The sequence below is a fragment of the Streptomyces chiangmaiensis genome (genome assembly GCF_036281785.1).
GTDB classification, from domain to species: Bacteria; Actinomycetota; Actinomycetes; order Streptomycetales; family Streptomycetaceae; genus Streptomyces; species Streptomyces chiangmaiensis.
The window spans coordinates 12,777-31,417 of the sequence record NZ_JAYWVC010000089.1 but is presented as its reverse complement, the minus strand read 5'-3'; the positions used below and the strand labels follow the sequence as shown (position 1 = coordinate 31,417).

The window sequence follows — 18,641 nt, the reverse complement described above, 5'->3', positions numbered from 1 at the left end:
TCGTCACTCCTCGATGGAAAAGGCCCAGGTCAAAGACCCGGGCCTGTTCGCTGTCGATGGTGATCAGTTGTCGCGTGCCAGATGTCGTACGGCTCAGTGCTTGTTGACCGCGGAGGCCCAGTCGATGTTCACGCCCATGTCGGCGTACATCTTCGTGTAGCCGACGAAGCAGTTGAACTTCTCGACCTTGCCGTTGCGCAGGTACCAGAAGTCGGCGGTCGGCACGTCGACCTTCGCGCCGTTCGGCTTGACGGTGCCCGCCGGTGACTGCAGCGGGCCCTCGAACGTGCCTTGGATGGACAGTTCGATGCTGATCGTGTCGCCGTTCACGGTGATGCGCTTGAGTTCACGGTGGACGTCGGGGAAGAGGCCGACCATGTAGCGCGGGACGTCACCGAGAGCTGTGCCGCGGTAGGCCGCGCCGGCGACCATGTCGTTGAAGACGCCGTCCTTGGCGAAGCTGTCGACGAACGCGTCCGGGTCCAGGCTGTTGCCCTCCGCCACGTGGTACGCGTTCAGCACGACCGCGAGATTGGCTATCTCGTGCCGGGTCAGGTGGCGGTCGGTGAGGGGCAGCGCCGACAGCTCGCGAGGGCTGAGGGCCGCGGGGGCCTGAGTGTGGCCGGCGGTGTGGACGTGCGTGCTGCCGGGGACGGGGCTTGCGGCCTGTGTCGGTGCGGCGGCGAGGGTGAGACCGGCCAGGCTTGTGACCGCGGCCGTGGCGATGATCGTCTTCCATCCGAGCGACTTCATGTCGTGGTCCTCTGTGTCGGTTCTCCGGATCCGGGATCCGTCGAGACGGGTTCGCGCCGCTGCGGGCGCTCTTAAATCAAACGCTCGCTTGACTTTACGGACGGCCCTGCAGACATGTCAAGCGAATGATTGATTTACTTGCCGGGCGATGTCTGTCGCGTGCCTAGAGGAGGGCGCCGACCTGGCGTTTCACGGTCGCCCGACGAGCCGCCCCGAGGCGATGAGCGCTTGACAGTAAAATCAAGCAGCTGTTTGAGTTCTCTTCATGGTGACAGAACGGACAGACCAGCGCCGTGAGGCCGGCCAGCGGACACGGGACGGCCTGCTGGCCGCCGCGCAGGAGTTGCTCGCGCAACGTGGCCAGGAGGGCGTGAGCCTTCGCGAGATCACCGACCGAGCCGGAGCCAACGTGTCCGCGGTGAGCTACCACTTCGGGTCACTGAAGGCGCTGTGCGACTCGGCGATCGAGAACGCGCTGGAGCGGTACCTCGACGCGCAGATCGACGAGGTCGCCTCGCTCGGCACCGCGTCCGGTGTCGAGGACGTGGCCGCGGCGTTCGCCGGGCCGATGATGCGTGCGCTGGCGGTCGGCGGACGGGATCTGGCGGTCATGCGGACGGTGGCTCGCGTCGGGATCGACCCCCCAGAGGGCTGGGGCCGGCTGACGGCGAAGTTCCAGCAGTCCCGCCGGGATGTTGTCAGGCACCTCTCGGCGAAGATTCCCGGCGTCGACGAGCGGGAGTGGAACTTCCGCATCAGGTGCGCGGCCGGCCTGCTGAACTGGCTCGTGTTGGCGCCCATAGGAACCGAACTGGCCGATGAGCCCCCGGAGCAGATCGAACGGTGGCTGGTCCCCGTGTTGGCCGGAGCACTCCGCGGCTCCCCGAACGCCGGCTGAACCGGGCTGATACAGCCGGCTTGGACGTGAGAGTCGACTGCCCTTGGCGCGCAACCCCGGCCTGCCCGCCGGTTCGCCGGCGATTCGGCACTGCGGCCTCACCGGCCCGAACAGCGCGCTCTGCCCCGAGCCGTCGGCCCGGAGTCTTCCCGGGCGGATCTCCTGGGCATCGGGGGTACATCTCACCGGTCCTCAGCCCATCTCGCCGTGTGGGCAACTGTTTGCACGCTCAAACAATTTGGTGGGTCTATATTCAAACAGTGAGCACCTCCGAGAGGCGCCGTCAGGCCCCGGAAACGCCCCGATCGTCCGTGGCGGGGGCGCAGCTGCTGGGACGTGCGGGCGAGCTGGAGCTGATCGACTCCCTGCTCGCCGCTCCCGGCCAGGGCGGCTCGGGACTTCTGATGTACGGCGAGCCCGGAGTAGGCAAGACGGCTCTCCTGGACGCGGCGGCGGCCCGGGCCACGGTTCTCGGAATGCGGGTCCTGCGCGCGTGCGGCGTGCAGGCGGAGGCCCGGATCGCGTTCTCGGCGCTGCACCAGCTGCTGTACCCCGTACGCCATGACGTCGACCGGCTCACCGAGCACCATCGCGATGCCCTCCACGAGCTCTTCGGCCTGTCCCGGACCCCCGCTCCGGAGCAGGTGGTGTCGACGGCGGTGCTCGCCCTTCTGGAGCTGACCACGGCCGAGCGTGGACTTTTGCTGCTCGCGGACGACGTGGCGTGGTTCGACGAGGTCAGCGCGGCTGTCCTGGGCTTTGTCGTACGGCGTATCGCGGACGCCCCGATCGTCTTCCTCGCCGCCTCCAGGACCGGCACCGAAGACCTGTTCCGCCGGTCCGGGCTGCCCGAGCGCCGGGTCGGGTCGCTCGGCACGGAGGAGTCCGGGGCCGTCCTGGACGCGCACGCCCCGGGGCTGGCGCCCGCGGTGCGACGGCGCCTGCTGGCCGAAGCCGATGGCAACCCGCTCGCGCTCCAGGAGCTGCCCGCCGCGCTGACCGCCCGGCAGCGCGGAGGCCAGGACCCGCTGCCCGACCGGCTGCCGCTCTCACGACGGCTGGAGGCCACCTGCGCCGGACTGTTCGCGGAGCTGCCCGCGCCGACGCGCAGGCTCCTGCTGCTGGCCGCCCTGGACTCCGGCGCCGGACTCACCGTCCTGCGTACCGCCGCGGAGGGATCTGCCGACATCGACGACCTCGTACCGGCCGAGCGAGCCGGTCTGGTCCGCGCGCCGGCGGCCGGCTGCGGTCTCACGTTCTGCCACCCACTGATCGCCACGGCCGTCGTGAACCTGGCCCCACCCTGCGAGCGCCGAGCCGCGCACGAGGCGCTCGCCGCCGCCCTGGACGACGATCCCGAGCGCCACGCCTGGCATCTCGCCGAGGCCGCCACCGGACCGGACGAGGCGGTGGCGCGGGCGCTGGACGAGGCGGCGCTGGCCGCCTGGCGGCGCGGTACCACCCCCGGCGACCGGTCGGCACCGGTCGGGGCGCTGGTCTCGGACCGGCGGCGGGTGGCCGCGTCCGCCGCGGTCACGGCACTGATGCGCGCCGGTGAGCTCAGCCCGCACCCGGTCGACCGGTCCCGCCGCCTGGTCGAGGCCGCCTTCCTCGCCACCATGACCGGCCAACTGGACCAGGTGAACCGGCTGTTGGCCAACGCGGGACAGACCCCGGACACTCCGACCGGTCTGGTGTTCGCCGCCACCGCCCACCTCCTCACCCATGACGAGGGCGACGTGGATGCCGCCTACCGGCTGCTGGCCAGGGCCCTCGACGACGTCACCGGTGGCGCCCGGACCGACAACTGGGACCACCTCGGGATCCTGTACACCCTGCTGCTGGTCAGCCTCTTCACCCTGCGGCCCGAACCGTGGAAGCTGCTCGACACCGCGATGGCCCGGTTCCCGCCGGAGGCGGTCAGCACGTTCCGGCTGTGCTACGACGCATACGTCGATCCCACCCGCAAGTCCGACGCGATCCGGGAGGGACTCGCCGACGCGTTCGCCGCACTGCCCACCGACGCGGCCCCTTGGCAGATCGTCCCGCTCGGGTTCGCCGCCGTCGCCCTGGACGCTCTGTCCGACTACCGCCACCTGCTGCACCGCATGATCGAACGAGAGCGCGACGGCGGCGCCATCGGCATGGTGATCCCCGCGCTGATGCTGCTCTGCCAGGACTCCTACGTCCACGGACAGTGGGACGAGGCGGAACGGCTCGCGCAGGAGGGGCTGGACCTAGCGGTGGTCTACGGCTACCAGTTCTGGGAGCACCAGGTCCGGGCCGTCCTGGCCTCGGGTGCCGCACTGCGCGGCAACGCCGCTCTGGCCCGTACCCGCAGCGAGGAGACCACGACCTGGGCCGCACCGCGCGGCATGGACGTGACGGAGGGCTACGCACGGTCGGCGCGCAATCTCGCGGCCCTCGGGCAGGGCGACTTCGAGGAGGCCCTCGTGCAGGCGGCGCGGATCGGCCCGCCGGGAGTCCCCACCCCCGGTGTTCCGGGCCGGTGGATGGTCCTGGACTACGTGGAGGCGGCGGTCCGCACGGGCCGTATCGAGGACGCGCAGGCACATGTCCGCGCCGCCCAGGAAGCCGGCATCCCCCGTATCGGGCCCCGCATCGAGCTGATCACCGCGGGGGCCGCCGCCGTCGCAGCGGGCGACGGGGACGCCGCGAAGCTGTTCGAGGCCGCCCTGGCCCTCCCGGACGCCGCCCGCTGGCCCTGGGACTACGCACGCATCCAGTTCGCGTACGGCCAGTGGCTACGACGCACCCACGACATGGCCGGGGCGCGGGTGCAGCTGAGCGCGGCTCTGGAGACGTTCGACCGGATCGGCGCCGCGATGATGGCCCAGCGGGCCACGGCCGAATTGCGCGCGACCGGCGTGTCCGTCGCCCGGCCCGACGCGGTGCCGGAGCCGCTGACCGCCCAGGAACGGCAGATCGCCGAACTCGCGGCGACCGGCCTGAGCAACAAGCAGATCGGCGAGCGGCTGTTCCTGTCGCACCGCACGGTCGGCTCCCATCTGTACCGCCTGTACCCCAAGCTGGGCATCACGTCCCGGGCCGCCCTTCGTGGGGCGCTGGAAGCACTGGCCGCGGCCGAGGAGGACGACCACACGCTGTGAAGCCTGGGAGGACAGGCGGTGTACGGCGTTCGTGCGGGCCAGTTCGGGGAGTTCGTCGCCGCGGCCGGACGACACGGTGCGGGCGGCCCAGAGGACGAACCCCCTTGGCCTGGCTGAGCTTGATCGTCAGCTGGTTCGGGGAGTTGCTGCCGGGCGGCCATCACCTCCACCACAGCGGCCGGGCGGGCGGTCCCGACCTGTCCCGCTACTCGCCCAGCCGGTGCACCTCCGTCACGGTGTAGGACATCGAGGCGCGGAAACCGGTGCCGGTGCGCACGGGCGCCAGGTCCGCGAGTTCCTCGCCGCGGGCGGGGAAGAGGCTGATGTCGCCGGAGCCGACCCAGACGTCGGCGAGCTGCCGGTCGCCGAAGTCAGCCATGACCAGTTCGTGCACGGCGGGCTTGTCGTACTGGCTGGCGGCCAGCGACGGGAAGTGCCTGAGGTTGACCGTGGGCCGGAACAGGGCCGCGGGATCGCTCGCCGGCTCCTCCAGGGTGACCTGCGCCTCAGCCAGGGCGTGCCCGGCAGCCGACAGGGACGCGCCGAACTTCCCGCCCGCCGCGAGGGACGGCGATGCCTTGCCGGGCGCGGCGAAGACGCGGGTCTGGGCCACCGAGCCCAGCTTTTTCGGGAAGCCCTGAACCCAGCCGCGGGCCATGGCGAGGTCGTTGTCGACGTAGATGTACGGGCACCAGGACACCGGCTGGTCCCGGAACCGGGCGTCCACCAGCAGCATGAACTCGCGGTACTGGCTGCGCACCGGGTCGAGGTACTCGTCGTTCTCCGCGGAGAACTGCCAGTCGACGAAGAGCGCCACCACGCGCCCGTCGGACCCGGCGTCCGGAGTCAGCCCCTCCGGGAGGGTCGCCGCGGCCGCCGCCGGGTCCGTCCAGAACTCGACGCCGACGATGTCACCGGCGTAGTGCCACGGCGGAGCGGGGGCGAGATTCGCCTCTCCGCGAGGGGACAGCGGGTAGGTGTAGCCCTTCAGCATGGATACCTCCACAGAACGAGGGTCGGGCCGGACCGATCCATACTCCGCACCCACACGCCGACCGGCTTGGGTCAAATGACTGCTTCGCGTACGCGCGGGAAGAGGAGCAGCCCGGCCAGGTACTGAATTCACTCGGCAGGCGGCCCGACGAGGGCGGGACCGAGCTGATCCGTGACCGTCTGCGGCCGCCGGTGAGGTGCGCTGGACAGGGATCCCAGCGGCTGCGGCCGGTCCCGCGCGGCCGTCTTCGGTCAGGTCTCACCCTGGCGTGCCAGCCACTCCTTCTCCTGTCCGGGTTCGGGCAGAACCCGGCCGCCTTCGACGGCGGAACGGGCGGGGCCGTCCTGGAGCACCACCATCACGTGGTCCTCCGCCACCCCGGCGATCCGGGCGGCGGCAGAGGACAGCTCCAGCGCCAGCCGCGTGGCCTCCTGCTGCGGATGCCCCCGCCGGACCCATCCGTTGATGATCAACGGGGCTCCCGGTTCGCCGCCGGCGAAGACGCTGTCCGGAGGCGGCTCGGAGAAGACCACGTTGACGTAGGCCGGTGGCACATGGTTGATCGCCACGTGGATCCTGGTGATCTCGGCCGCCAGCGCGGCCTTCGACCCACTGGTCAGGGTCCCCTGGGCGGCGGTGCAGGTGTAGACGGGCATGTCGGCTCCTCTTCGGACCGGGGATCACCGTCCACGGGTCTTTCGTGTACGGCTCCGGGTTCGACGCCGTCGGCCGGCTCGCTCGCGGAGATCCGCGACGGCTCGTACCACCCTCCGGCGGGTCACGGGGTTTCGCCTTCGGTCATCCGACTGAGGCCGCAACTGCGGCGGAGGCCCGGAGCTGCGCGGGCGGCGCGTTCCCTGCGGAGGGCACACGCTTAAGCAGGCTCTTCAGTCATTGGACGGAAGCCTTGGCGGGCGGCGCGGGGAACTATGTCATGAATCCTCCCCCCACCGGTCCCGGCACGAAAGCTGGTAGGTAGCCATGACTGAGCAAGCCACTGTCCGGAGCGTGACCTACGATCTGCTGCGCTCTCTCGGACTGACCACCGTCTTCGGAAATCCGGGCTCCACCGAGCAGCCCTTCCTGCAGGAGTTCCCTGAGGACTTCACCTACGTACTGGCCTTGCAGGAGGCTTCCGTGATCGCGATGGCTGACACCTTCGCCCAGGTCACCGGTCGGCCCGCGCTGGTCAACGTGCACTCCTCGGCGGGGTTGGGCAACGCCGTCGGCAACCTGGTGGCCGCCTACCACGGCAACACCCCGCTGATCGTCACCTCCGGCCAGCAGCACCGGGAACTGCTGATCGGCGAGCCCTACCTGGGCAACCGGGAAGCCACCACGCTCCCCAAGCCCTGGGTGAAGTGGTCGTACGAGCCCGCGCGCGCCGAGGACGTCCCGGAGGCGTTCCTGCGGGCGTACGCAGTGGCCCTGCAGCCGCCCGCCGGCCCCGTCTACCTGTCCGTGCCGATGGACGACTGGAAGCGCCCCCTGTCCGGCTTCACGCGCACGCGGACCTTCAGCGCCCGGGTCCTGCCCGACCCCGACCGGCTACGGAGCTTCGCCGACCGCATCTCCGCCAGCCGCCGTCCCGCGCTGGTGTTCGGTCCGGAGGTGGACAAGGCCGGCGGCTGGGACGCGGCGGTCGCCCTCGCCGAGAAGCTGCGCGCGGCCGTCTACGGCTCCCCGCTGCTCGACCGCGCGTCCTTCCCCGAGGACCACCCCCTGTTCCGCGGGCCGCTCGGCATGTCGGTGAAGACGATCAGCGACCGGCTGACCGGGCACGACCTGGTCGTCGTGATCGGCGCCGAGGTGTTCCGCTACTACCCCTACGTCCCGGGCCCCTACCTGCCCGACGGCACGGAGCTCCTCCAGATCACCGGCAACCCCGACGTCGCCGCGGCGGCGCGGGTGGGCGACAGCCTGCTCGGCGACCCCAAGACAGCGATCGAGCAGCTCTTGGCCGCGGTCGCGGACGGAACCGCGCGGACCGCTCCCGAGCCGATGGCGCGCCCCCGGGTGCTTCCGGAGGCGCCGAACAGCCCGCTGACGCCCCCTGAGGTCTACGCCGCCCTGAGCAGCGTCAAGCCGGCCGACGCCGTCATCGTCAACGAGTCGACCTCCACCATGGCCCAGCAGATCGAGTGGCTGCCCACCACCCGGAGCGGCTCCTTCTTCGCCACGGCCAGCGGCGGCATCGGCTGGGGCACACCGGCGGCCGTCGGGATCGCCCTGGCCGACCGGCAGCGTGGCGTTCCCCGGCCGGTCGTCGGACTGATCGGCGACGGTTCCTTCCAGTACTCCGTGCAGGCCATCTGGACGGCGGCGCAGCACCGGCTGCCCATCGTCTACGTCGTGATGCGCAACCAGGAGTACTCGATCCTGAAGTCGTTCGCGGTGCTGGAGGAGACGCCGGGCGTCCCCGGTCTCGACCTGCCCGGACTGGACATCGCGGGTGTGGCCCGCGGCTTCGGTTGCCGCGCGGTCGACGTCGACACGACCGAGGACCTGCAACGCGAGTTCAAGGCGGCCCTGACCGCCGACACCACCACCGTCATCGTGGTGGCCACCCAGCCCCAGAAGGCGATGCTGTAACGGGAGCAGTGATGGATCTCGGACTCAAGGACCGTGTCTACATCGTCACCGGCGGCACCCGCGGTCTCGGTCTGGCCGCCGCCCGCGAGCTGACCTCCGGCGGTGCGAAGGTGGTGGTCAGCGGGCGCAGCACGCACTCGCTGGCCGCGGCGGAGGCGGAGCTCGGCGGCCCGGCGCAGGCGGTCGGCGTCGTCGCCGACAACGCCGACCCCGCAACGCCGGACCGGCTGATCGCATCGGCACGCGAGGCGTTCAGAGGGCTGGACGGCGCGCTCATCAGCGTCGGCGGCCCGCCGACGGGCACCACGGACGCCGTCGACGACGAACAGTGGCGGGCCTCCTTCGAGTCGGGTTTCCTGGGCGCGGTGCGGTTGTCGCGGGCCGTCGCCGCGCAGCTGGGCGAGGGCGGGGTGATCGGTTTCGTGCTCTCCACCTCGGTGTACGAGCCGATCCCCGGCCTCGCCGTCTCCAACGCCCTGCGCCCGGCCCTGGCCGGTTACGCGAAGACCCTCGCCGGTGAACTCGGCCCCCGGGGCGTGCGCGTGGTCGGCCTGGTACCCGCGCACATCGCGACCGACCGGGCCCTCGAACTCCAGTCGATCACCGGCGACGCGGACCGAACCGCCGCCGGTATCCCGCTGCGCCGGCTTGGCACCCTGGGGGAGTTCGGCCGCATCGCAGCGTTTCTGCTGTCGCCCGCCGCTTCCTACGTCACCGGCGCGATGGTGACGATCGACGGCGGAACCCGGACCAGTTTCTAGGGCATCAAAAAACCGGCGTAGGCCGGCACGGTCGCAGCAGTTGATGGCGGTGACACCCGGAGCGGTGGCGAACCCTTCCTTGAGCGTGGCACAACGTTGGACCCGATGGAGGTGAGCCACCACAGGGTCTTGTCCCGCTTGGTCAGGTTCTCCAGGGTCGGACGTTCGCTGTGCGCGAGGCCGGGAGTCTGGGTGGGCAGGGAGTTGAGGCCCTGTTGCCGCATCACGACGGACAGAACAGAGCCGTCTACGCCGAGGGCACAGCCAGCCGCCGGATTGTCGGAGAAGACGCGTGACAAGCGCCTGCCACCACTGCTGCGCCTCGGCGGCCAACTGCTCTCGCACTGCCCGGAGGCGGACGGTTTCCGCAGAAGGGGAGAAGGGCGCGTGCTGTTCCGCTCGTTGTCTGACGGTAGACCGCTCCGCGCGATGCGAGCGGAGCGACTGCGCTCCTTGGTCCGCCCGGACCGATGATGGCGCATGATCTGCATGACGATGTGCATGCGTGACGTGTTTCCTGCGTTGCCGATCGGAATATGGCGGCGAATTACCGAGCGGCTTCCACAACAGTCTCGTCAGCGACACCTTCGAAACGCTGCGAGCTGAAGGAGAAGACGATGACCGACCACGGAGCCGACCTGCTGATCCATGCCGGCGCGGTGCACACCCTGGTACCCGGCCAGGCCCCGCAGCGGGCCCTGGCCGTGCGCGGCGACCGGATCGCGGCCGTGGCCGCCGACCCGCACGGCCTCGACCACCTGATCACCGCGAGGACGGAAGTCCGCGATCTGCCCGGCGCGACCGTGCTGCCCGCCTTCGACGACACCCACACCCACCTGATCTTCGCCGCGCTCGGCGCCCAGGACGTCCCCGTCCACCAGGCCCGCACCATCCCCGAGTTCCTCGACCTGATCCGGCAGCGGGCCGCCATCACCCCCGAGGGCGAGTGGATCCGCACCACCACCAACTGGCAGGAACTCAACCTGGCCGAGCGCCGCATGCCCACCGCCGCCGAACTCGACACCGCCACCGACCGGCACCCGGTCCTGGTCAAGCGCGGCGGCCACAACGACGTCGTCAACACCTACGCGCTGCGCCTCGCCGACATCACCGAGGACACCCCCGTACCGCCCGGCGGCACCATCGGCCGCGGCGCCGACGGCAAGCTGGATGGCCGGCTCATCGACAACGCCCTGCACCTGGTGGAGCGCCTGGTCCCGTCCCCCGACCAGACCGAGCGCATCGAAGGACTCTGCATCGCCACCCACGACTACGCCGCCACCGGCATCGGCACCGTGCGGGACTGCGCGGTCGCCCCCGAGGACTACCAGGTCCTGCTGGCCGCCCGCGAGGCGGGCGTGCTGCACATCAGGGTGCGCGCGCTGATCTCGGCGCTGGGCATGACGAGCGCGGCCCAAGTGGAGGACCTCCTCGACGTCATGGAGGCGTGGCGCGATACCTCCGACCCCTGGCTGTCGGTGTGGGGCGTCAAGTTCGGCCTCGACGGCGGCCTGGAGGCCGGGGCCACCGAGGAGCCGTACGCCTGTGACCACTCCTTCTCCGGGATGCTGATCTGGGAGCCGGACGCGCTGGTCGAGGCGGTCGAGGCGGTCATCCGGCGCGGCTGGCGGGTCGGCACCCACGCCTACGGCGACCGCGCCGTGCGTAACCTCCTCGACGTCTACGAACGCGTCCTGGAGCGCAACCCCGGCCTGCCCGCCGGCACGCTGGTCATGGAGCACGGCGGTCTCGCCGGCCCCGAGCAGCGCGCCCGCGCCGTCGCCCTCGGCATCCCCGTCACCATCCAGCAGCCGCTGCTGCACGACACCGCCGAGGTCGAGGAGGTCTTCTGGGGCCCGGAACGCGTCGCCCGACTCTTCCCGGCCCGCGGCTGGATCGACCTGGGCGCCCAGGTCAGTGCCGGCTCCGACTTCCCGGTCGGCCAGTTCGGCGCGATGCGCTCGGTGTGGGGCATGACGACGAGGCAGACGGTCATCGGCGTCAAGGGCCCCGAGCACGCGATCAGTTACGACGAGGCCCTCACCCTGCACACCACCCAGGCGGCCCACCTCACGGGCGAGTCCCATTTGCGGGGCACGCTGACCCCGGGCCGCTGGGCGGACTTCACCATCTGGGACCAGGACCCCGCCCACTGCCCCGGCGACGCCCTCCGCGACCTCCACCCCACCCACACCTTCGTCGGCGGCCGCCTGATCGCCCCCACCGGAACGCAGTAGGCGGGATCGGATGTCGGCCCCGAACGGTTGGCTACCGCGGGCACGGCGCCCGCGGTAGCCAACTGCCCGTGGTGAACAGTCCACTTTGTTGCCGGTAGCCCTGTCCTGGCCACGCGCGCCCCGTTGGATGAACCCACCTGCTTCCGCCGCGCGCGAGACACGCACAATACGCCGCAGCCGCTACCGGGAGGCCCCGGTCACCGTGGGGTCTTTCTGCTGGGCGACGCGGTACAGGTGGGAGCGGTCGGCTGCCTGCTGACGGGGGACCGGGGCGTGAAGGCGGTGGGCGTGGGTGGCGTCGCGGGCCTGGTCTGCGGGCTCGCGGCGGAAGGCGCGACTCTGGGGAGGTGGGTGCCGGTCAGGTCCGGCAGGGACATCGCCCGGCCCCGGGTCTTGAGGCGCAGGGTGCTCAGATACTCCGCCACTTCACGGGCGTGGTCGTCGATGAGCAGTTCGGGTGGCAGGTGGGTGCTCCCGGCCTTCGTGACGCTGTGGAAGGCTGCGGTGGCTCAGTAGAATCGCGACGTGCCGGGGTGGATGTGGGGCAGAAGGCTCGTGGGGCGTGATCGCGAGCTGGGTGTGCTGCGTGGCTTTGTCGACGCGGTGGCGACGGGCGGCGGTTCGCTGCTCGTCGTAGGCGAGGCGGGCGTGGGCAAGACGTCGCTCCTCGACGCCGCGGCAGCCCACGCTGCGGAACTCGGCACGCGCGTACTGCGGGCGTCGGGCGTCGAGTTCGAGGCGGAGGTGAGCTTCGCCGGGCTCCATCAGCTGGTCGCTCCGCTCGCTGCGGAGCTGGCCCGGGTCTCGTCCGATGCCCGGCGTGCGATCGGCGTCGCGGTGGGCCTTGCGGAGGGGCCCGCGCCGGATCAGCTGGCGCTGACGAACTCGCTGCTTGCCCTGCTGGCCGAAGCTGCCGACAGGGAACCGGTGCTGGTGGTGGTCGACGACCTGCAGTGGCTTGACCGCGCGAGCGCCACCCTGTTCGGCATCCTCGCGCGGCGGCTGGGCAGCTCGCGGGTCGGCCTGCTGGGCGTCGTGCGGACAGGCGAGGGCAGCGTGTTCGAGGAGGCCGGCCTCGCGGATATCCCCATCGGGCCGCTCGACGACGACGATGCGGCGGTGCTCCTCACCGACGCGTTCCCCGAAATGCCGCCGCGTGCCGCGCGGCAGGTCATCACCGAAGCTCAGGGCAATCCGCTGGCGCTGATCGAACTTCCGGCGCGGCTCGGCTCGTCGGCCGAACCTTCGCTCGGCCGGACGTCGGTCGGCCGACGGTTGCGGCTGACCTTCGCCCGGCGGATCGAGGGGCTCCCCGCCAATACGCGTGCCCAGCTGCTCCTCGCGGCGCTCGACGGGACAGGCGTCCTGTTCCCGGGGGTCTCGGCCGGTGAGCTCGAACCGGCCGAGCGCGCCCGGCTGATCCGTATTCATCCGGTCACCCGCGGAATCGAGTTCCGGCACCCGCTCACCCGTTCCGCGGTCGTCGAGCTGTCCACCGAATCAGAGCGGCGCGGGGCACACAGACGGTTGGCAGGACGGCATCCGGAAGGTTCCGAGCAGCGCGCATGGCATCTCGCGGAGGCGGCATCGGCGCCGGACGAGCAGATCGCGCAGCTGCTCGAGGAGGCCGCACTGCGGACGAAGGGGCGCGGCGACCCGGTCGGTGCGATCGGTCTGCTCCTGCGCGCCGCGGAGCTGAGCCCGAAGGCTGACGACCATCAGCGCCGCGCCATGTTCGCTGCCTACCTCGGTGCCGACGTCACCGGGGACCTCACCGACGCACGGGTGCTCGTCACCGAACACATCGGGCAAGGCCACGCGGTGGCTACTGTCGCCGCCGCGGCCTACCTGGTCAACAGCGGGGGCGATATCGACACCGCCCACCGGTTGCTGCTCGGTGCGGTGCGCAACGCACGTCGCCCGGTCGGGGTATGGGACGCGCCGCTCACGGAGATGGTCTACGTCTTGCAGGCGAACTGCTCCTTCGGGTGCCGTGCCGACCTGGCCGAGGACTACTGGGCGGTCCTCGACGGGCTCGGCGTCGGGCCCCCGGAGATCCTGGACCTGCTCGGCAACACCTATCTCGCGCCGACGCGACGGGCCGGGCCGTCGCTCCCCCTGCTGGACGAGGCGATTGCCGGTATCGGCGATCAGGCCGATCACGCCCACGCGGTGCGGCTGGGCACCGCGGCGCTGTACGTGGACCGGATCGCCGGATGCCGCGATGCGCTGTGGCGGGTGGTCGAGCACGGCCGCAGCGGCGGCGCGGTTGCGGCGGCCATCAAGGCGTATGCGCTGTTGGGGTTCGACGGCGTGCTGAGCGGCGACTGGGACGGCGTCCTCCAGTTGGCCGAGGAGGGGCTCGCCGTCACGACCCGGCACCACTACCGGCTGCTCGGCGGCTTCCTGCAGTACGACCAAGCGATGGTCGCTGCCGCGCGCGGCGACCGCACGGCCGTCCGGCGTCTGGCCGACGACCTGGTCTCCTGGGCGGCGCCGAACCGCAACGGCTTCGTGCTCCAGCTCGCCGCGCACGCGAAGGCCGTCGACGCGATGAGCCACGGAGAGTTCGAGACGGCATACCGCCATGCGGCCGAGATCTGCTCACAAGAGACACTGCCTGCCCACAAACCTGCGGCGCTGTGGGTGCTGCTCGACCTCGTCGAGGCCGCCGTCCGGGCCGGGCTGAAGAAAGAGGCCAGTGCGCACGTCGCCGACATCCATCGCTCAGGCGTCGCCGACTTCTCGTCCCGGCTCGCCATGATCGCGGCCGGCGCGACGGGGATGACCGCCCCGGCCGCGTCGTTCCGCGCAGCGTTCGACACCGCGCTCGCAACCCCGGGAGCAGACCGCTGGCCGTTCACGCAGGCCCGGATCCAACTCGCCTACGCCGAACGCCTCCGCCGAGCACAGTGCGCCTCACAGGCCCGACACCATCTGACGGACGCCCTGGGCACCTTCGAACGCCTCGGCGCCGCCCCCTGGGCGGCCCGGGCACGCGCCGAACTCCGCGCAAGCGGCACGCCCGCCGCCCACTCGGCCCCGGGGACGACCGCCCAACTGACGCCGCAGGAGCGCGAGATCGCCACACTTGCCGCCGCGGGACTGACGAACAAGCAGATCGGCGAACGGCTCTACCTCTCCCCCCGCACGGTGAGCACCCACCTCTACCACCTGTTCCCGAAGCTGGGGATCAGCTCGCGGGCAGCACTGCGGGACGCACTCGCGGACCTGCGAGCGCCCGAGCAGTAGAGATCACGGGAGCCCGTGCTATTGGGCCGGAGCTGTGCAGGGAAGACGACGCGCAGGCGTTTGGACGATGCCGTTGCGGCGGAGCATGACCCGGGCCAGTCCCGGAGGGCAGGGATCGATCTTGCCGGGCGGGCGGGTGACGCCCATCTCCCCGATAGTGCTGTCGCGGCTAGCAGCCACCTGCCGCAAGTCCTGGCGTACGCCGACCTCCAGCATGCGCTGCATCACGGAGGTGGGGTGGACGCGTTCGCCAGGCTGGGCCAGCCTGCCGATCATCTCGAAGTCCTTCGGCCACAGTTCGGCGATGTCCCGCGGCAGAGGCAGGCCAACCCCGGATGCGTCCAGCGTCGCGACGACTTCATGCCGGGCTGGCCTGGGTCCGTGCAGCTGCGTCGTCGTGAGCCTGGCCGGCGGTCGACAGCAGAGCCTCGGCCATCAGGCCGCGGGCTGCGGAGTCGGCTGCGCACGGTGCCGACCGGCATCTCGCACGCCGCCGCGATGTCCGCGTAGGAGCTGAGTGCGCTGAAGTGGCGCAGCATCAGGACCAGGCGGTGTCTGGGAGGAAGTTCTCGACCGCGTCCCAGATCCAGACGCGCAGGGCGTGACGCTCGATAACCCGCTCAGGATGCCACGGTTCCTTGTCGTGGAGTGGGACGCAGCCGAGGCGGCCGAAGTGTTCAAGATCGTCCAGGCCGGGCGTCTCGCGGATGCTGCGCAGGCGCATCGTGCAGGTGTTCCGCACGATCTCGGGCCGGCCTTCGAGACACGCCTGCCCGGCTGCCGGCGTGAGGCAAGTGCCACCGGAACTACGTCATCTGACGGGGGCGGCCGATACGCCGGCATTCCTACAGTTCGGGCCATGGGCCGCACACGCGGGCCCGGCGAACCTGGGAGGAATGATGAGCGACAGCACGCCGCGCGGAAACGTCGTACTCGTCCACGGAGGCTTCGTGGACGGCTCCGGCTGGCAGGGGGTCTATGAGGCTCTCAAGGCCGACGGCTACAACGTGGCCGTCGTGCAGAACCCCACGCTGTCACTGGACGGCGACGTGGCCGCCACTCGGCAGGTCATCGACGCGCAGCCCGGCCCGGTCATCCTGGTCGGCCACTCCTACGGCGGCGTCGTGGTCACCGAGGCCGGCAACCACGACAAGGTCGCCGCGCTGGTGTACATCGCCGCGTTCGCCCCCGACAAGGGCGAGTCCGTGAACACCCTGATCGCCGACCCGCCGCCGGGTGCCGCGGTCCCGCCGATCCTGCCGCCGGTCAACGGATACCTGCTCCTGGACCGCGACAAGTTCGCCGACGCCTTCGCCGGCGACCTCCCGCGTACCCAGGCCGAGTTCCTCGCCGTTTCGCAGGTCCCCTGGGGCCTGGACGCGGCCGGCGGCGCGGTAGCGACGCCGGCGTGGCGCACCAAGCCGTCCTGGTACCTGGTGGCCACCGACGACCGCATGATCCCGCCGCCCGCCCAGCATGCGATGGCCGAGCGCATCGGCGCGCACACCATCGAGGTCGCCGGCAGCCACGCCGTCTACGTCTCGCAGCCCTCCGCCGTCGCCGATCTGATCAAGCAGGCCGCCAACGGCTGAACGGCGCCCGGACACCGCACCCCGCCCAGCGCCCGCACCCCGGCCCCGAGCCCAGCTCCGCCGCCGGTCCCAGCCCCCGCACCGTGGGGCGCCGGCCTGTCCGGCCGACGCCCCACGCTCCAACGTGCGGGCACCGCACCGCTCCACCCCGTCACATGAGGAGAGCCATCGTGAAATCCCCGCACAGACGCCGCAAGTTCGCACTCGGCGCCGCCGCGTGCACCCTCGCCGGTGCCGCGGCGTTCGCCACCTTGACGCCGTCGGCATCCGCGTCCGGCGGCGACCGCCACCCGCGCCCGCCCAAGCCGACCGTCGTGCTAGTGCACGGCGGCTTCGCCGACGCCTCCAACTGGAACGGCGTGATGGCGCGGTTGCAGAAGGACGGGTATCCGGTGATGGCACCGGCCAACCCGCTGCGCGGCATACCCAACGACGCCGCCTACATCGCGAGCGTCCTGCGCTCGATCCAGGGGCCGATCGTCCTGGTCGGGCACTCCTACGGCGGCGCCGTGATCACCAACGCCGCGGCCGGGAACCCGAACGTCAAAGCGCTGGTCTACGTCGCCGCGTTCGTGCCCGACACCGGCGAGAAGCTCGGCGACATCATCAACAAGTACCCCGGCAGCGAGATCCAGGCCGCGCTGAACCCGGTGCCCTTCCCCAACCCGGACGGCAGCACCGGCACCGACCTCTACATCCGGTCGGACCGGTTCCGCGACGTCTTCGCCGCCGACGTCTCCAAGAACGAAGCCGCGCTGATGGCGGCCGGACAGCGGCCGTTCAGCGCCTCCTCCTTCGAGGACGTCACCACGGCGGCGGCGTGGCGCACCATCCCGTCGTACGGCGTGGTCGCCACCGCCGACAAGGCGATTCCGGCGGCCGTGGAACGGTGGGAGTACCAGCGGGCTGGCGCCCGCCGCGTCTTTGAGGTCCGCGGCGCATCGCACGTCGTCATGATCAGCCACCCCGACGTCGTCGAACGCCTCATCGAGCAGGCCGCCGCCGACACCCGCTGATCCGCGCCACCGGGCGCCGGACCGGCCCGGCACAAGGCGAGGCACGACGGTGCCGCGGCCACCCGACCGCGGCACCGCTCAGCCGTACGGGGGGTGGTCGGCGCTGATCCAGGCGCGGCGAGTGCGGGGCCGGGCGCCGGGGACGGTGCCCGCAGGGCGGGGGGTTTGTTCGGTGGTCACCGGCAGTCCTCCCTCCTTGTCTCCTGTGGGACCTGGGGTCAGTTCACGGTGGCCGGGTCGAGCGCGGGTGTGGCCGCGAAGGCGGCCCACGGTGCGCTGTCGACGACCAGGTGGCGCAGCGTGCGTACCTGGCGCGGGGCGTTCCAGCCGAGTACGCCGACCACCCTGCCGTGGTGCCCGTAGGCGGCGGCGAAGTGGCCGTCGGACGGGTCGCCGTAGACGATCCGCATCTCCGCGTCCGGCGGGGAGATTCCGTACGCCTGGATCCTGGTGTCGTACTGGTCGGTCCAGAAGTAGGGCACGGGAGCGAACGGGGTGGCGTCGCCGAGCAGGTTGCCGACCGCGGCCATGGCCTGTTCGGTGGCGTTCATCCGGTGCTCCAGCCGCATCCGGGTGCCGAAGTGCGGGTTGAACCACGAGGCGACGTCGCCGGCGGCGTAGATCCCGGGTGCCGCCTCGCACAGTGCGTCGCAATCCACGCCGTCCCTCAGGCGCAGTCCCGAACCCGACAGCCAGCCGGTCGCCGGCGTGGAGCCGAGGGCCTGGACGACCACATCGGCCGGCAGCGTGGTGCCGTCGCCGAGTTCCACCCCGGTCACCCGGCCGCCCGCCCCGTGCAGTCTGCGCACCCCCACTCCGCAGCGCACGCGGGTTCCGTGGTCGCGGTGCAGGTCGGCGACGAGCTCGCCCACGCGGTCCCCGAACGGGCGCCGCACCGGGACGGGTTCCGGCTCGGCCACGGTCACCTCCAGGCCCATGACCCGTGCGGCCGCGGCGACTTCGGTGCCGAGGAACCCGGCACCGACCACGACCACCCGGGGCCCGGCGAGCAGCGCGGCGCGCAGGGCGATCGCGTCGTCGAGCGTGCGCAGGACGTGAACTCCGGCCAGATCGCTGTCGGGCAGGCGCCGGGGAGCCACGCCGGTGGCGATGACCAGCCCGTCGAAGCCGATGTTCTCGCCGCCTTCCAAGTGCACCCGGCGGCCCGGGACGTCCAGGGCGACAGCGCGATGTCCGAGCCGCAGATCGGCCTTCAGCCGGTCGAGATCCCGCAGGGTGCGCAGGGCAGCCCGTTCGGGCTCCCAGGCGCCGGTCAGGATCTGCTTGGACAGCGGCGGACGGTCGTACGGCGGACGGGACTCCTCACCGATCAGTGTGAGCTCACCGTTCCAGCCGCGGCGGCGGAGGGTCTCGGCCGCGGTCAGGCCGGCGGCCGAGGCTCCCACAATGACCAT

Annotated in this window: 15 protein-coding genes; 8 read left to right on the top strand and 7 right to left on the bottom strand. The window is 71.5% G+C overall.

The features are described from left to right. Positions 1-93 precede the first annotated feature (93 nt). On the bottom strand, positions 94-753 hold the full coding sequence (locus VXC91_RS23905) for a nuclear transport factor 2 family protein (RefSeq protein ID WP_329509374.1): 660 nt from the start codon (positions 751-753) through the stop codon (positions 94-96). Positions 754-1,018: 265 nt separating this feature from the next. Between VXC91_RS23905 and VXC91_RS23900 the strand changes: the two genes are divergently transcribed. Together VXC91_RS23900 and VXC91_RS23895 are read left to right on the top strand one after the other, a co-directional pair. After that, positions 1,019-1,651: a TetR/AcrR family transcriptional regulator gene (locus tag VXC91_RS23900; protein WP_329509373.1), complete on the top strand. Its 633-nt coding sequence runs from the start codon at positions 1,019-1,021 to the stop codon at positions 1,649-1,651. A gap of 260 nt (positions 1,652-1,911) precedes the next feature. Further along, positions 1,912-4,782 carry a helix-turn-helix transcriptional regulator gene (locus tag VXC91_RS23895; protein WP_329509372.1) on the top strand — a complete coding sequence of 957 codons (2,871 nt, stop codon included), beginning with the start codon at positions 1,912-1,914 and terminating at the stop codon, positions 4,780-4,782. 205 nt (positions 4,783-4,987) lie between these two features. Here the strand turns inward: VXC91_RS23895 and VXC91_RS23890 are convergent, their stop codons facing one another. Beyond that, positions 4,988-5,776 carry an acetoacetate decarboxylase family protein gene (locus VXC91_RS23890; protein ID WP_329509371.1) on the bottom strand — a complete coding sequence of 263 codons (789 nt, stop codon included), beginning with the start codon at positions 5,774-5,776 and terminating at the stop codon, positions 4,988-4,990. 251 nt (positions 5,777-6,027) lie between these two features. Beyond that, entirely contained in the window at positions 6,028-6,432 is a 405-nt protein-coding gene (locus VXC91_RS23885) for a tautomerase family protein (RefSeq protein WP_329509370.1), read from the bottom strand. 352 nt (positions 6,433-6,784) lie between these two features. On the opposite strand from VXC91_RS23885, the gene mdlC reads away from it, so the two are divergent. The 4 genes from mdlC to VXC91_RS23865 all read left to right on the top strand — a co-directional run bounded on the left by mdlC (position 6,785) and on the right by VXC91_RS23865 (position 14,618). Beyond that, positions 6,785-8,368, top strand: coding sequence for a benzoylformate decarboxylase (gene mdlC / locus VXC91_RS23880; RefSeq protein ID WP_329509369.1), 1,584 nt, complete (start codon positions 6,785-6,787; stop codon positions 8,366-8,368). Between the two features lie 11 nt (positions 8,369-8,379). Beyond that, positions 8,380-9,129, top strand: a complete 750-nt coding sequence (locus VXC91_RS23875) for an SDR family NAD(P)-dependent oxidoreductase (RefSeq protein WP_329509368.1) — start codon at positions 8,380-8,382, stop codon at positions 9,127-9,129. Positions 9,130-9,746: 617 nt separating this feature from the next. Further along, on the top strand, positions 9,747-11,366 hold the full coding sequence (locus VXC91_RS23870; protein ID WP_329509367.1) for an amidohydrolase: 1,620 nt from the start codon (positions 9,747-9,749) through the stop codon (positions 11,364-11,366). A gap of 525 nt (positions 11,367-11,891) precedes the next feature. Then, positions 11,892-14,618 (top strand): helix-turn-helix transcriptional regulator, encoded by a 2,727-nt coding sequence (locus VXC91_RS23865; RefSeq protein WP_329509366.1) that lies wholly within the window; start codon positions 11,892-11,894, stop codon positions 14,616-14,618. Between the two features lie 18 nt (positions 14,619-14,636). Here the strand turns inward: VXC91_RS23865 and VXC91_RS23860 are convergent, their stop codons facing one another. The 3 genes from VXC91_RS23860 to VXC91_RS23855 are packed head-to-tail and all read right to left on the bottom strand — an operon-like array spanning position 14,637 to position 15,342. Then, positions 14,637-14,894: a hypothetical protein gene (locus tag VXC91_RS23860; RefSeq protein ID WP_329509365.1), complete on the bottom strand. Its 258-nt coding sequence runs from the start codon at positions 14,892-14,894 to the stop codon at positions 14,637-14,639. Then, the gene (locus VXC91_RS47045) at positions 14,891-15,157 is read right to left on the bottom strand and encodes a hypothetical protein (RefSeq protein WP_408057455.1); all 267 of its coding nucleotides are present in this window, start codon (positions 15,155-15,157) and stop codon (positions 14,891-14,893) included. The genes VXC91_RS23860 and VXC91_RS47045 overlap by 4 nt, the downstream gene beginning before the upstream one ends. Beyond that, positions 15,157-15,342 carry a hypothetical protein gene (locus tag VXC91_RS23855; protein ID WP_329509364.1) on the bottom strand — a complete coding sequence of 62 codons (186 nt, stop codon included), beginning with the start codon at positions 15,340-15,342 and terminating at the stop codon, positions 15,157-15,159. Before VXC91_RS23855 ends, VXC91_RS47045 begins: the two co-directional genes overlap by 1 nt. Positions 15,343-15,517: 175 nt before the next feature. Here VXC91_RS23855 and VXC91_RS23850 point away from each other — a divergent pair, with 175 nt between their 5' ends. Both VXC91_RS23850 and VXC91_RS23845 read left to right on the top strand, forming a co-directional pair. Continuing rightward, complete coding sequence (locus VXC91_RS23850; RefSeq protein WP_329509363.1) at positions 15,518-16,210, top strand: alpha/beta fold hydrolase; 693 nt, start codon at positions 15,518-15,520, stop codon at positions 16,208-16,210. 170 nt (positions 16,211-16,380) lie between these two features. Beyond that, positions 16,381-17,226: an alpha/beta fold hydrolase gene (locus VXC91_RS23845; protein WP_329509362.1), complete on the top strand. Its 846-nt coding sequence runs from the start codon at positions 16,381-16,383 to the stop codon at positions 17,224-17,226. A gap of 218 nt (positions 17,227-17,444) precedes the next feature. Here VXC91_RS23845 and VXC91_RS23840 read toward each other — a convergent pair whose 3' ends face one another. After that, positions 17,445-18,641, bottom strand: a complete 1,197-nt coding sequence (locus VXC91_RS23840) for an NAD(P)/FAD-dependent oxidoreductase (protein ID WP_329509361.1) — start codon at positions 18,639-18,641, stop codon at positions 17,445-17,447.

Coding starts and splice junctions, on each gene's coding strand:
- VXC91_RS23905 (WP_329509374.1), bottom strand. CDS start 753: ATGAAGTCGCTCGGATGGAAGACGATCATCGCCACGGCCGCGGTCACA.
- VXC91_RS23900 (WP_329509373.1), top strand. CDS start 1,019: ATGGTGACAGAACGGACAGACCAGCGCCGTGAGGCCGGCCAGCGGACA.
- VXC91_RS23890 (WP_329509371.1), bottom strand. CDS start 5,776: ATGCTGAAGGGCTACACCTACCCGCTGTCCCCTCGCGGAGAGGCGAAT.
- VXC91_RS23885 (WP_329509370.1), bottom strand. CDS start 6,432: ATGCCCGTCTACACCTGCACCGCCGCCCAGGGGACCCTGACCAGTGGG.
- VXC91_RS23875 (WP_329509368.1), top strand. CDS start 8,380: ATGGATCTCGGACTCAAGGACCGTGTCTACATCGTCACCGGCGGCACC.
- VXC91_RS23870 (WP_329509367.1), top strand. CDS start 9,747: ATGACCGACCACGGAGCCGACCTGCTGATCCATGCCGGCGCGGTGCAC.
- VXC91_RS23860 (WP_329509365.1), bottom strand. CDS start 14,894: ATGATCGGCAGGCTGGCCCAGCCTGGCGAACGCGTCCACCCCACCTCC.
- VXC91_RS47045 (WP_408057455.1), bottom strand. CDS start 15,157: ATGCTGCGCCACTTCAGCGCACTCAGCTCCTACGCGGACATCGCGGCG.
- VXC91_RS23855 (WP_329509364.1), bottom strand. CDS start 15,342: ATGCGCCTGCGCAGCATCCGCGAGACGCCCGGCCTGGACGATCTTGAA.
- VXC91_RS23850 (WP_329509363.1), top strand. CDS start 15,518: ATGAGCGACAGCACGCCGCGCGGAAACGTCGTACTCGTCCACGGAGGC.
- VXC91_RS23840 (WP_329509361.1), bottom strand. CDS start 18,641: ATGGTCATTGTGGGAGCCTCGGCCGCCGGCCTGACCGCGGCCGAGACC.